At 46.7% G+C, this 14,156-nt stretch carries 11 protein-coding genes and 1 pseudogene; 2 read left to right on the forward strand and 10 right to left on the reverse strand.

Annotated features, from left to right (window positions below; translation table 11 throughout):
• Positions 1-43: 43 nt before the first annotated feature.
• Both L5M38_RS08045 and L5M38_RS08050 read right to left on the reverse strand, forming a co-directional pair.
• Complete coding sequence (locus tag L5M38_RS08045; protein WP_006082658.1) at positions 44-517, reverse strand: NYN domain-containing protein; 474 nt, start codon at positions 515-517, stop codon at positions 44-46.
• A gap of 115 nt (positions 518-632) precedes the next feature.
• Positions 633-1,492, reverse strand: a pseudogene (locus tag L5M38_RS08050) (helix-turn-helix transcriptional regulator).
• A 192-nt stretch (positions 1,493-1,684) separates the two neighbouring features.
• Here L5M38_RS08050 and L5M38_RS08055 point away from each other — a divergent pair.
• Positions 1,685-2,596 (forward strand): DMT family transporter, encoded by a 912-nt coding sequence (locus L5M38_RS08055; RefSeq protein ID WP_263178748.1) that lies wholly within the window; start codon positions 1,685-1,687, stop codon positions 2,594-2,596.
• Between the two features lie 75 nt (positions 2,597-2,671).
• Here L5M38_RS08055 and L5M38_RS08060 read toward each other — a convergent pair whose 3' ends face one another.
• Positions 2,672-3,439 carry an AraC family transcriptional regulator gene (locus tag L5M38_RS08060; protein ID WP_263178749.1) on the reverse strand — a complete coding sequence of 256 codons (768 nt, stop codon included), beginning with the start codon at positions 3,437-3,439 and terminating at the stop codon, positions 2,672-2,674.
• Between the two features lie 142 nt (positions 3,440-3,581).
• Between L5M38_RS08060 and L5M38_RS08065 the strand changes: the two genes are divergently transcribed.
• A complete protein-coding gene (locus L5M38_RS08065; RefSeq protein WP_263178750.1) occupies positions 3,582-4,745 on the forward strand; it encodes a multidrug effflux MFS transporter in 1,164 nt (387 codons plus the stop codon).
• Between the two features lie 76 nt (positions 4,746-4,821).
• Here L5M38_RS08065 and L5M38_RS08070 read toward each other — a convergent pair whose 3' ends face one another.
• The 7 genes from L5M38_RS08070 to L5M38_RS08100 form a co-directional block, all read right to left on the reverse strand.
• Positions 4,822-7,965, reverse strand: coding sequence for a multidrug efflux RND transporter permease subunit (locus L5M38_RS08070; protein WP_263178751.1), 3,144 nt, complete (start codon positions 7,963-7,965; stop codon positions 4,822-4,824).
• A complete protein-coding gene (locus tag L5M38_RS08075; protein WP_263178752.1) occupies positions 7,965-9,074 on the reverse strand; it encodes an efflux RND transporter periplasmic adaptor subunit in 1,110 nt (369 codons plus the stop codon). The genes L5M38_RS08070 and L5M38_RS08075 overlap by 1 nt, the downstream gene beginning before the upstream one ends.
• A gap of 210 nt (positions 9,075-9,284) precedes the next feature.
• A complete protein-coding gene (locus L5M38_RS08080; protein WP_263178753.1) occupies positions 9,285-10,079 on the reverse strand; it encodes a substrate-binding periplasmic protein in 795 nt (264 codons plus the stop codon).
• Positions 10,080-10,341: 262 nt separating this feature from the next.
• A complete protein-coding gene (locus tag L5M38_RS08085) occupies positions 10,342-11,544 on the reverse strand; it encodes a metallophosphoesterase (protein WP_263178754.1) in 1,203 nt (400 codons plus the stop codon).
• A 293-nt stretch (positions 11,545-11,837) separates the two neighbouring features.
• Complete coding sequence (locus L5M38_RS08090) at positions 11,838-12,308, reverse strand: nuclear transport factor 2 family protein (protein WP_263178755.1); 471 nt, start codon at positions 12,306-12,308, stop codon at positions 11,838-11,840.
• Positions 12,309-12,310: 2 nt separating this feature from the next.
• On the reverse strand, positions 12,311-13,012 hold the full coding sequence (locus L5M38_RS08095) for a DsbA family protein (RefSeq protein WP_263178756.1): 702 nt from the start codon (positions 13,010-13,012) through the stop codon (positions 12,311-12,313).
• 219 nt (positions 13,013-13,231) lie between these two features.
• Positions 13,232-14,155 carry an MBL fold metallo-hydrolase gene (locus L5M38_RS08100; protein ID WP_113939346.1) on the reverse strand — a complete coding sequence of 308 codons (924 nt, stop codon included), beginning with the start codon at positions 14,153-14,155 and terminating at the stop codon, positions 13,232-13,234.
• Between the last annotated feature and the right edge of the window lies 1 nt (position 14,156).

The raw sequence follows: 14,156 nt of genomic DNA on the forward strand, positions 1-14,156 counted from the left end.
GATGCTGTTAGTGTGATGAGTAGCCGCATTTTTTGTCTTGTGACTAGAGCAATAACGCCTCATCTATGGGATGAAATTGAGAGGCTGCATCCCTTAAGGATTTAGCCGTCAGGGTAGGAACGCCATACACTTGGGTTTCAACGCCATACTTTTGATGAATTTTTTGCAGCAATAAATCGAAATCGCCATCACCAGACAATAAGATCACTGTATCCACTTCACTCGCCGCTTCCATAATATCTATGGTGATCCCCACGTCCCAATCGCCTTTGGCTGAGCCATCGCTGCGCTGAATAAACGGTTTTAACTTCACCTCAAAACCTATGTGCTTTAGTGCGTCTTGGAATTTCAATTGCCCATCGTCGCCTTTATGGATGGCATAAGCCACGGCCAACGCTATGTCTCCCTCGTAGCCTAAGTGCTGCCACAGTTTACGATAATTAAATTGGCGGCCATAGGCTTCGCGGCAGGTGTAATAGATGTTTTGTACATCGACAAATAAAGCGATTTTTTTCAAGGCGTTTTCCAGCGGCTAGGGGAGTAAGGGCACTATAGCATATCGAGGCAATAGGGTTTTCAAGGATGTTAGAGTGTTGGGTTCAGCCGTCGAGATTGTGAACCCAAAGCGTATGTTAGCTTCTATGGTATTTTTGATATTCGCCCGTTGACATGCCGCAGAGTTTTTTAAAGTAACGCCCCATATGACTTTGATTGGCAAAGCCATTATTGAGGGCGATATCGGTCAAGGATTGCGTTGAATGGCTCAAGCTTTGTTTGACCTTTTCAATGTGCACTTGCAGCAAATACTCCTGCGGCGTCATCGCAAATTGGCATTTAAACATGCGACAAAAATGGTACTCGCTCAGTTGGGCAAGCTCGGCCAACTCAGACAAGTAAATCTGCCGATGGGAATGGCAATGAATAAACTCTTTGATCGCTTTAGCCACTTTAGGTGCGAGCCCACCCTTAATTGACCCCACCGACAAATTAAAGCCGGAACTTTGCAGCAAAGTCACCAGCACAGTGTCGGTTACTTGTTCCATCATCAGATGCTGATCACTCGTCTGCCAATCGAGCTCGGCAACTTGGTGCCGAAACAGCGCCTCTAATCTCGGATTATCGACAAAGGTCAACTCAGGTAAACGCACTTGGCGTGGATCTTTATCAAAGACTCGCACCGCCAATTTTTTAAGATGTTCATCGCTAAAATACAAATGCATAAACTGCTGCGGTTGTCCCAGTTGCCAATGGCTTTGGCAGCCTTGGGGCATAAGGCAAAACTTACTGGGCGCGCCATAGTCTGCCTTGATATCGGTTCTGTGGGTTTCGTAGCCGCCATCCAGTACATGCTCAGCGTATGTTGTGCATCGTTTTGGTAATACAGACGCTCGCCCGCATTTTGATAATGGGCCCAAGATAAATCCTCCGTAATCGCTTGTTTACGAATACAGGTTTTGGCGGATTTATCAAAACTGATGTATTTGGGCTCCATGGGTCCTTGTTATCTCACTGGCTAAGCATTTTGTCAGTCCAAATTATCGCACTTATGGGCGTGGCTCAACGTCCGTTCGCGATTAAAACCGCAATATCGTGTTATGGCCAACAAGATGGTGACATAAGGACGAAAGCCATCGCTGTATAGTCTGCCTTATTAAGCATTTTATGAAGGTGTAGGGGACTCATTATGGCTGCTGTGATGTATTTGCTGATGATTTTTGTGTGGGGTTTTTCGTGGATTGCCATTAAGTGGCAGCACGGTGAGGTGGCGACGGAAGTCTCGATTTTCTATCGGTTTGCGATTGCGAGTCTCTTGATGTTCGCCATTGGCTTTGCCTTTAACAAGCTGCAAGCGGTAAAGCTTAGGCAGCATCCTTGGTTTGCACTACAAGGCGTGTGTCTATTTTGTTTGAACTTTATCGCGTTTTATACCGCAACCCATTATATCGCCAGCGGTTTAACGGCGGTGATTATGGCCACTGCCCCCATTTTTAATGCGATACATGGCCGCATTTTTTACGGTACGCCAACTAGTCGTAATTTTTGGTTAGGCGTCGGTGTCGGTCTGGGGGGCATTAGCTTACTCTTTGGTGCCGATTTGCTCGCGACTCAGTGGTCACAAAATTTAGTGTGGGGCTTATTGTTTTCGCTGTTAGGTACGTGGTTTTTCTCGATTGGTAACATGATCAGTATGCGCAACTCGCGCGATAATATGTCGCCCTTTACCTCAACAGCCTATGCCATGTGCTATGGCAGTGCGGCGTTACTGCTCATCATCTGGTTTAAAGATTTAAGCTTTAGTTTACCGCTGACAACCAGCTATCTTGGCAGCTTGTTTTACTTAGCTGTTATCGCCTCAGTGATTGGCTTTACCGCTTATTTGATCTTGGTTGAGCGAATTGGCGCTAATGCCGCTGCGTATCTGTTGGTGATAACCCCTGTGGTGGCGTTAAGTGTATCGAGTGTGTTTGAGGATTATCAGTGGACTTGGTATTCAAGCGTGGGACTCTTGCTGGTCGCGCTCGGAAACATGTTAACGCGCCGTCAAAAACCGCTTGCTTGGTTTAAGTCTTCTGCCACGCCAGCGGTGAAAGCTTAACGTCGCAGCTAGCGTCATGAAAGTGCATATGAGGCAAGGCTCGATTCGACGATTTTAAGTCAGTCGAGGCAGTACTTATTTGAAATATTGTGCCGGAGTAGTGCCGGTATATTGCTTAAAAAAGCTGATAAAGGCACTGTCGCTGGAAAATTGTAAATTAAAGCCTACCTGCGCCACCGAGGTTCCCGTTGCTAATTGTTCTATGGCCGCAAGTAAGCGCCATTGCTGGCGCCAGGCTTGATAAGCCATTCCCGTTTGTGCGCTAAAAATGCGGCTAATTGTGCGTTCACTGGCTCCGATTTCTACTGCCATATCCTTAAGATTAGCTGGCGGTTTTTGGTGTTGCTGCAGTTGCGCAAGCCAGGTTTTTAAACGTTTATCCTGTGGGAGGGGTAAAGCCAGATTTTCTTCCGCGGCATGGCCCAATTCTTCGCAGAGCAGCAAAAAGGCATTGTGCTGAGTGCTTCTTGGTTTGTCCCATGGCCAAAACGACATAGTGTCGATTAACGCTTTGAGTAGCGGGTTTACATGGAAAATAGTGACTTTATCGGGCAATGAGCTGACGGTTTCAGGTTCAAAGTAGAGTGAGCGATAGGCAACCACATTACGCATGGTGACGCTGTGCTTAACGCCAGCTGGCAACCAAGCCGCACGCGTTGGCGGTAACACCATTTGAGTATCGGCTAGGGTGAATCTCATCACGCCAGTGGGGGCGTACAGCAGTTGCGCCTTCCTGTGGTGATGCACTCCCGAGTCGTGTTCGCCCATATCTGCGGCAATGCCAATGACCAGATTATCCAGCTGGTCTGGATTAAATTGCTGTTCAGGTAGAATAAAGGCCATTTTGTCCTTTTTTTGATGTTTTTTGTCTAAGTGTTGCTAATGGACACATTTGGATTTTATCTATACTGCGCCATCTTTGACAAGTATGGAGCGACATTTCGGTAAACCAACTCATTTGGATGACTGAAATGGACTAAAAATCATGAATATAAAACCACCATTAGGGCTCGTTGTGCTGCTAATGATGTTTCCGCAAATTATGGAAACCATCTATAGCCCAGCTTTGCCTAATATTGCAGAACACTTTGCGGTGTCGGTTGCCGGTGCATCGCAAACCTTATCTGTGTACTTTATGGCCTTTGCCATCGGCGTATTTTGCTGGGGCCGCTTAGCCGACATTATTGGTCGCCGTAAAGCTATGCTCGCGGGATTAGTCTGTTATGCGATTGGCTCAGCATTAGCCTTGATGGTGAGTGATTTTAGCCTGTTGTTGATGGCCCGCATATTGTCGGCCTTTGACGCGGCAGTGGGGTCTGTGATTACCCAAACTATGATGCGTGACAGTTATAGCGGAGAGGAATTAGCGAAAGTTTTTTCTGTGATGGGGATGTCACTTGGAATAAGCCCAGTTATCGGATTGCTATTGGGCAGTGTTCTCAGTGCGTATTGGGGTTATAAAGGTGTGTTTGTCGCACTCATGGTCTCTGCAATCGTATTATTATTTTTGTCGGTAAAATCTTTACCCGAAACCAAACCCGCACATACTCAGAAAATCGCGATAGGCGAGTTAGCGATTAAGATGCTTAGTGACAGCGGGATTATTAAGAACATCTTGTTGGTGGCGGCGTTTAATCTGATGTGGTTTAGCTACTTTTCACTGGCGCCATTTATGTTTGAGGCGCAAGGGTTATCGACGCTTGCCTTTGGTACCAGTGGCTTACTGTTAGGCTTTGGTACATTCCTTGGTAGTTATGTTAATAAAATAATGCTGGGTCAAGGCCACACTGGTGCACGACTGGTTCGCTTAGCCAGTGCTATTGCACTTGTCGGTGGATTGGGGATTTGGCTGATCCAATCTACCTTTATAGGGCTGAATAATGTTTACTTTTTAGCGCCTATGCTATTGATTGTGATTGCTTACGGTATCGCTATTCCGAACATACTCAGCTCGGCTTTGGCAAACTACCGCATCTATGCGGGCTCTGCTGGTGCACTCTTCGGACTGTTTTATTACATTCTGTTGGGACTGGGTTTAGGCGGCACGGGAATCGTTCACCATTTAGGTATGGTGATTACGTTAAGTGCACTGCTTTGTGTTGGCTTAGGTTTACATTTAGGCTTAGCCAATAAAGTAAAAAATGCTTAAGACGTAAATGAGAAAAAGCCAAGGCACTGAGTGCCTTGGCTTTTTGCTATGCGATTTTCTGCAGTTATGATTAGCACTAGGCTTTAGGCGCAAGCACCTGCTGCTTTGCCGCCACCTCTTGGGCCGCTAACTCTTGCGCTTTAATCGCCGCTTCGAGCTTAGCTTCAACATAACCCGGTGAATGGGTCGCTGCCGAGATTAATCGATACATGGCAGGGATGACGAGTAGTGTCACAAAGGTGGCGAATGCCATACCGAAGAATACTACAGTACCCACAGCGATACGACTTTCTGAGCCTGCGCCCGTCGAGAAAATTAACGGCACAGCGCCCACTAAGGTGGTGAAGGCTGTCATTAGGATTGGCCGCAAACGACGGGATGACGCATCGATAATAGCTTTATCGAGTTCAAAACCGCGGTCACGCAATTGGTTAGCAAACTCTACGATAAGGATACCGTTTTTAGTTACCATACCAATCAACATGATCATGCCTATCTGGCTGTAGATGTTGATCCCTTGGCTGGTGATCAGTAGTCCTAAGAAACCACCGAATACACCCATAGGCACAGTAAACATCACCACTAACGGGTTGATAAAGCTCTCAAACTGTGCGGCTAATACTAAGTAGGCAACCAGTAAAGCCAAACCAAATACGATAAAGATACTGCTTTGGTTTTCTTTAAAATCTTTGGATTCGCCCGTGTAACCAATCGAAATATCTTTAGGTAATAATTCAATGGCTTTAGCGTCAAGGAACTTTAAGCCTTCACCTAAGGTGTAACCTTCACTGACGTTAGCCTTGAGGGTGATCGATTTTTGCTTATTGGTGTGGCTTAATCTTTGTGCCGAGGCAATTTCTTCTATATGGGTGACAGTATCGAGAGTGACTAATTCGCCCTTAGCTGACCGCATGTAGATTTGGCTCAGATCACCGACATTGTTGAAACTGTTTTCATCACCGCGTAAATACACATCGTATTCTTCGCCTCGATCGACGAAGGTCGTTTCGGTGCGGCCACCCAGCATGACTTCTAAGGTTTCCGATACTTGGTCGACACTGATCCCCAGTTCTGCGGCGCGCTCTTTATCGACAGTAACAATGAGTTCTGGCGTTGTTTCTGCATAGTCTAAGTCGGCGCCTTCCATCATAGGGCTGGCATTGGCTTCTTCTTTGAGCACCTGCGCCCACTTAAACAGTTCGGTATAGTCCGAACCACCAAGTACAAATTGCACGGGTTCGCTCGATTGCCCTCTAAAGCCTGGCATCATAGGGCGAACCATTACATCTGGGATATCTTTTAAGGCATTGCTAATAATTCCAAGGGCTTGCTGCGCTGTCACATCGCGGTGTTCCCAATCTTCTAGTTGCATGATGACAAAGCCAGTTTGATCGCCAGCACGGCCACCAAAGGCGGGAGCTTGTACGCTGAAGGATCGCAGCACACCTTTACCGAGCAAGGGCATGAGTCTGTCTTCGACTATGTCCATGTTGGCTGTCATACGGTTATAACTGGTGCCTTCGGCGCCTTTAATAAAGGCGAACAACACGCCGCGGTCTTCCTGCGGCGCAAGCTGTGACGGTACTTGTTGCATTAACCAAGCGCTGCCGCCGATACAAGCGAGGATGACTAGCGGTGCGAGCAGGCGGAGTTTAATCGCTCGAGTCACGGCGACACGATAAACGCTTTCCATGCGAGCAAAGCCGCTGTCGACCCAACGATTAAAGCGATTCGGTTTGACGTTGGCTTTAAGTAATTTACTGCTCAGTACAGGCGTAAGTGTGAGTGCCACTAAGGAGGAGAACAGCACTGACACCGCCAGCATCACGGAGAACTCGGTAAATAGTAGTCCGACCATGCCCTCCATAAATGAAATTGGGAGGAATACCATCACCAGCACCGCCGTAGTGGCGATAACGGCAAAGCCCACTTCGCGAGTACCTTTGTAGGCGGCGAGTAAGGGCTCTTCGCCTTTTTCGATATGGTGGAAAATGTTCTCGACCACCACAATCGCATCATCGACCACTAGACCGATGGAGAGGATTAATGCCATCAATGTCAGTAGATTAATCGAATAACCTAGCATGTTGGCGGCGATAAATGCCGAGATCAAAGATACTGGAACAGTCACCGCTGGGATTAACGTTGCTCGCGCTTGTCCAATGAAGATATACAGCACGAGTACGACCAAGGCGCCGGTGACATAAAGTGTGCTATACACTTCGTTAATCGAGCGGTCGATAAATACGGTCGAGTCGAAGTCGACCACTAGGCTAGTGCCTTCGGGCAGGAAGTCTTGTACGCGATCAACTTCTTTATGCACTTCTTTGGCAACGAGCAGAGGGTTGGCATCGGACTGGGCAATAATGCCTAAACTGATGTTAACTATGCCGTCGCTTTTGAAGGTCGAGTTTTCGTTTTGTGCTCCAACAGCTACATCCGCCACATCTTTTAAGTAGATAGCCGTGCCATCGCTGGCGGTACGCACCACAAGATAGTCGAAATCCTTCGGCGTGTAGTACAAGCGTTTGGTACGCACCGACATCACTGTGGTGTCGTTGCGCACTTGGCCGCCGGGCGTTTCTATGTTCTCTTTACGCAGGGCGTTAATAATATCCGTGGCTGTGACATTACGTCCTGCCATTTGTTCGGGTCTGAGCTTGACGTACATGACTTTATACAAGCCGCCGGAAATGCTGATAGAACTCACGCCGCTGATTAAGCTGAATTTGTCCTCGAGAACTCGCTGGGCGTAGTCCGTTAATTGAGTACGGTCCATCACACTCGAGCTTAAGTTCACATAGACAGAGGGTTCGCCGGAGCCGTTGTCTTTTGAGACTACGGGATCTTTTGCATCTTCTGGGAGCCTGCGTTGGGCGCGGGCCACAGCATCACGCACATCGCTGACCCCTTCGGTTAAGTTCCAACCGAGGAGAAATTTAACTGTGATACGTGAGCTACCGTTACGTGTGGTCGAGGTGATTTCGTCAATACCACTGATCCCTGTTAGTTCATCTTCTAAAGTCTTAGTGATCTGGCTTTCCATAATCGCCGCCGACGCACCCGAGTAACTGGTGCTGATGGTGACCACAGGGCTTTCGACGTCGGGCATCTCCCGTATTGACAGTTTAGTGAACGACACTATGCCGAATACACATAGCAGTAAGCTTAAAACGATGGCAACGACAGGGCGTTTAACCGAAACATCGGATAACCACATTATTTCGTCTCCGTTGCTTTAGGACCTGAAAGCTCTGTCGCACGGGCTGAGGCTTTACCATCGAGCGTGACTTCATTGATTTGCAGGCCATCGCGCATATTGACTAAGCCCTGTACCACGACTTTGTCACCTATGTTTAAACCGCTTTCGATTAAGACTTGGTTATCGATACGCGCCCCGAGTGTCACTTCTGTGCGGTGGGCAATGTGGTCGGTGCTAACTACGTATACGTAACGTTTAGTTCCTGAATATTCAAGAGCTTGTACTGGAACCATAGGTGCTGAAATCGCTGGGAAGGTGATGGTTGACGACATCATCATGCCCGGTTTTAAGCGTTTCTTCGGATTATCGAATAGCACTCGTACTTTGAGGTTTAAGGTTTCCTCATTGACGCGGGGATCGATAGCCACCATTTTGCCAGTAAAGATTTCATTCGGCCAAGCGCGACTGGTGGCTGACACTTGCATGCCAATACTCAGTTGCGATAGGAAATGCTCAGGTACTTGTAAGTCGAGGCGCATGCTGGACAAATCATCTAGCGACATCAACTCAGTGCCCATGCTGACCATCTTGCCTTCGCTGAAATTAATCAGGCCAGTATTACCTGCAAAAGGCGCTATCAGCGAGTGGTAATGTAAATCTGCTTGAGCGGAAGATAAGCGTGCTTGGGCGATATCAACACTGGCTTTTTGTGCGTCAATCTCGGTTTGGGTAATGGCGTTACGGCTGATCAGTTTTTCAAACTCTTTGAGTTTACGTTTTTCATCATTGAGGAAAGCATTAGCCTCGGCGACGGCGGCTTGGGCTTTCATATCATCGAGTTCGATCAGTAACTGGCCTTTTTTTACCGCTTGGTTTGAGGTCACTGCTACTTGTTTAATCTTACCTGTGACTTGCGGTGCAATGATCACTGCACGTTCTGCCGCGAGTTTGCCGATAAGAGAGATAGATTGCGCTAATGGATATTCAATCACTTCACCCGTGACCACAGGAACGGTACGCATAAGATGTGGCGCGTTCTCGGGTTTAGCCGCTTGAAGGACATCACTAAAACTCACCGCTGTGGCGATAATCGCAAGCAGGGCAATGGCAATAATGGTTTTTTTCATTGTAATTATTATCTCGCGCAAAGGCAGTTTAAAAAGGTAATCGCTCTAATGGCGCTATTCTAGTGAATAACGTACGCCAGTTGGGTAAAAGTTTGTAAAGGTAAGCGAACGAAAATGAAAGAAATTGTGTTTTTTGAGCATTGAGCACAATTCAACGAGGGTTTTGCTGTTTTTTTGTGCTGCTATTGCTTTTTAAAAGCTGGACGGACTTTAGGGATGGACTTTAGTTCGCGTTTTTTCAATCGGCGCTTGAGTCGTTTCAACCTGAGGATATTGGCTTAAAATTGCTGCTAATCGTCCATCGCGGCGCATACTCTCTAAACCTTGATTAAAATCCGTCACTAACTGCGGATGATCCGCCACAGCCAAAGAGATCCCTAAGTGAAATACCTCAGTCGCTATGGGTTGGCCGACTTGCTCAAAGGCCCCCTCATATTCATTTGGTCCTTTTTTAATTAAATACCTCGCTAAGTTATGGCCAATCAAGACTAAGTCAATACGCTTTAAAAACAGCTTTTTGAGATTCATCTCATCCGAATTTCCTTCCTCTGTGGTGAGCCCCGCGGCGAAGATTTCTGGCGGATTAGCGTAACCGCGACCTATACCGATAGTGAAAGGTTTAAGATCTGAAAGTTGACTGAAACTCAGCGGTGAATCTTTGCGTTTATAAAACACAATTTGTACGGGTTGAATAGGCGCGGAATATTGGGCCCATTGTTCGCGCTCTTTACGATACCAGAGCCCAATGATGCCATCAGCTTGGCCAGTTTTAACGAGTAAAGCCGCGCGGGCGAAGGGATAAAACTTGAGACTGGCAGTGTAACCTTGGCGTTTAAAAGCTTCTTTGACGACTTGCGCAACGCCGCCCTGTTCAGGTAAAGCATCGGCATAAAAAGGAGGATAGTTAGTGGCGACTAATTGGAGTTCCCTGCCCGCAAATGCTGGGGGATAGAAGCTGAATAGAAACAAGCAAAAGCTAGATAATGTGAGTAATTTCTTCCCCATTTCTACTCCAGCACTTAGGTGAGTCGCACTTGGCTTGAGTATAGTAAGAGTTAATTAGAACAGGCGAACTTATGGATATAAAGATGAGTGCATATTGAGCGCCATACGATTGAGCGCCATACGATTGAGCGTTATGCTGATTGAGTACCATGGTGGGCGTCCATTTTACCTTTGCTCATTCATGCCTTATTGCCCCAGCGCATTCATGGATTAAGGCGCTAGCTCATTCACGTATTGGGGCAAAAGATATTAGTGAGGCAGGTTATAGCGAAACTTGCTCACCTTGATACAAACCTCGGCGGAGTTTTCCAGCGTCGATAAGTAACAGCTCACCGGATTTACCATTCTTAATGCTGCTATCTATCGCAATGATTTTATTATGATAAAGCCCAAGAACTTGTTCCTGCGATGTGTGCCCTACGACGATATGATCGACCTTGAAATAGCTCAGTATGCTATCGATATCCGACTCTTTCAGTTCATCTTTAAAGTAGCCACGATACCAAGTTGGACCATTGGTAAAAAACAAAAAGTTGAGTAAATCGTCTTGCTTCAAATCGGCTTTTTTATCATCTAAATGCTGCCGAAATAATTGGTTAGCATCGCTGATATTTAATTTACGCTCGACCCATTCAGGGCTGATGCCGCCGTGCATAAACAAGATATTATTGATTTTGACTAAGGTATGTTTGCTGCGAAGCCATTGGCCTATTTCGGTGTCTTTGTTGTAGAGCGCATCGTAGCTGCGTTTGAGTAAATCTGCCGAGACTTGGTAGCGTTCGTTGACGTAGCGTAAGTCGCCGCGAAACACCATTTGCTCGTGATTGCCCATGAGTAGATGTAAGCGTCCGCCCGCAACTTGGGCTTCTTGGTCTAAGGAATATAAAAACCACAATACTTCATTGACTTGATGACCACGGTCAAACATGTCGCCCGTCATCACCATATGGCCGTCACCAAAGGCCCAGTGGTTATCTTTGTCGATAATCTGATGGGCTTTTAGCAAGTTAATCATTACATCAAACTGGCCATGTACATCGCTAAGGGCGACAATTTTGCTGACATGGGTGAAGGTATCTGGCTCAACAGTGACAGCTTGTGTATGAAGGTGCGGTTGGGGTAATTCACCGCAACTGGCAGGGCGAGTTAACTGCGCCTTCGCAATCCTTGTTTGTTTTAGCTCGCTTTGGCAAATCCAATAGGCTGTGTCTTTTTGAGCATCATCTAAAAACACATAAGGGCCATCGGTGACGCTGTTTTCTTGAATTTTTAGCTCTAGCTCGGCTTCACTTGCATTGGCCGCTAATGAGGTCAACGCCAGTGAGGTAAAGGGGAGTGCGGTAACAAACCATAATAGGGGCGTGAATTTTCTATATTGCTTCATTATCCATTGGCTGGTTTGGCTCAGTCGGGTATTAGAGAGTGTGATGGGGTGGGCCCCGACTGGCATCGAATTGATTCGCATTAGACCGCATCCTTGTTCTTGTTTTAGTTATTTATTTTGTCATTTTAGACACTTGAGTTGATGAGTCTTCGAATGTGTAGTTTTACGAAGTTAATCTCAAATGCTCAATTTCAAACGTTCAGTCCCAAGGGCTTAATCTAAGCGCTCAAGATATTCAAAACACTAAATCATACGGATAAGGCTTAACATCGGCAAGTCGTGAGACGGGCTAAAGTAAACTTGCCCGCCTCATTATTCAGTTATTGCATCATGGCATTTCTATCGTGCATAACTGTTGTTATGGGTATTGGCAATTACATGGCATTGACTACGGTATGACTATCGACAAACTGCTCAAAACTGACGATTTTACCGCTGTGTATCTTCCATAAATGGGCGACTCGGGCGCTAAAATACTTGCCCGTTTTGACATAAGTACCTGAATAAGTGCCGAAGGCAAAAACCTTATCGCCTTGGGCGACATAGTCTTCGATATCGACGCGATAGTTATCCCATTCTTTTTCGAGGCGGGCGAACACATTGGCGGCTATCGCGCTAAAACCTATGTAAGTGCCCGCATAGGGAAAACCTACCGCCTCTGTCCAGCGTGCGTCATTTGCCAGTGCATGCTCAAGATTTTTGGCATTTTCGGCAGAGCTGTGTCCTGCGTAAGTACTTTTGACAAGTGCAAGATTCGCATCAGTTTGCCTTGCTGTTTCGATAAGATTTAACTGAGAAGGCTCACTCACTAAAGAGCTTGTTGGAACACTATTAAGCGTTGGCATGATTACGACTCAAACTGTGCTTCAAGATGGCTTAACCACTGGGCGGGTTGGCCATAAAAGCGGTTGATATTAATGGCGGTGATGTTGCCGTTATTATCCTCTATAGCCATCGAAGGGAAACCTTGGGCACCTATCAGATTCAGTAATGCTCTGGATTCAACAATATGCTCATATAGCTTGTCTTCACCTTGGGCATAATGTTGCGCAAAGCTCATAGGGTCGAGCCCAAGTTCAGCGGCTAACCTTGCGAGATTACCTTCATCACTGGCGCTGTGACCATCACGGTAATGGGCCAGTTGTACTGAGTGTAGATAGGCCAAACTGTCGCCACCCATAGCATCGACTGCGAGCATGGCTTTAATAGGAGGCGCCGAGTCGAGTACGATTGTGGTATCGCGCAGCAGACCATCAAAATAGTTTTCCCCAAAAGGTTGTCCGGTTAGCTCGGCAATACGCAGATCGTGGGGCATAACATAGTCGCGCCAGTTAGCATCGATTTGTTTGCGTCTTGGGCCTGTGAGCATTCCGCCGCCGTGGAGCTTAATGGTAAAGCCTGCTTTTGCGGCGGCATCGAGTAAAGGCGCTGCGGCATAACACCAACCACATAAAGGGTCGATAATGGCGTGCAGAGTGCGCTCTTTGGCCGTTGCTGTGCTGCTGGTTGTGCTGGTTGTGCTAGTTGGATGAGTTGTTGGCTGAGTCATAGTGTTAAACCTTTTGGCTTAAGTTCGTCGCTACATTAGCGACTTAAGCCCTTTGAGATTATTGATTAAAATAGTTAGATTGGTACCGTTATTTAGGTGCAGTCATTTAGCTAAAAAATGGCACGCAATCGCTCACGTGCCTGTCTTTAACTATTTGCACTTAACTATCTTTTACACCTAACTAGCTGTACCTAATCGCCTAGATAGATATGGCTGGGCTTACATAGGCCAGGTCATTTCGCCCATGTAAACTTTGGCGCTGATCTCAAGCCCTGCATCGGCTGGCATTTGTGGGTATAGCGCCAGCATCTTTTGGATTAATTCGGCTGAATCTTTCGAGGCTTTTGCCGCGATTTCAAAGGCTTTTACATATTCACGGGTAAAACCGATGGCGTGGGTATTAAATCGCGCTTCGCCTAAATAGTGCCCTGGGATCACTGTGGTCGGCAGCAGTTTTTCCATTGCATCTAAATGGGTTAACCATTCCTGACGCTCAGAGGCAGTTTGAGTGTCAGCCATCCAAACATGCGTGTTATCAAATACTTCTACGCCACCTGTAATGGTTTTTGCCGATGGCACCCACAGGAAAGTGTGTTTAGGGTGTTTATCATTAAAACCTTTGATAATCACTTGCTCACCGTCGATAGTAAAAGTGTCACTGTGAATCGCCTTAGGTAACACTAATTCGCTTGGCGCATTATCTTTTAAAATCGGCCCCCAGTAGGCGAGTTTGCCTTCCATTGAGGCTTTAATAGCATCGACAGTGGTTTGAGTCGCGACGATTTGTGCATCGGGGAAATTCTTTTTAATCACGGCTAAGCCGAAATAGAAATCAGGATCGCTATGGCTGATATACACCTGAGTCAGCTTTTTACCGCTAGCCTTAATGGTGTCGACCAATGTTTGGGCATCGTTATTTTGAAATTGCGCATCGACTAACATCATTTCGTGTTCGCCGCTGATAAAGCTCGATGACACGGCAAAGATGCTGTTTTCGCCCGGATTAAAATGGCTCACTTGCAATGGCGCTGCATTGACCGCGCTAAGCCCTGCCAGCAACAAGGTGGCAGCTAGGCTTATTTTAGACGAGGCCTTTAATGTGGCATTAACTGTGTTACGTATTGCATAGGTCGATGTGTTCATT

The organism is Shewanella sp. SM101, from assembly GCF_025654465.1.
Classification (GTDB): domain Bacteria; phylum Pseudomonadota; class Gammaproteobacteria; order Enterobacterales; family Shewanellaceae; genus Shewanella; species Shewanella oncorhynchi.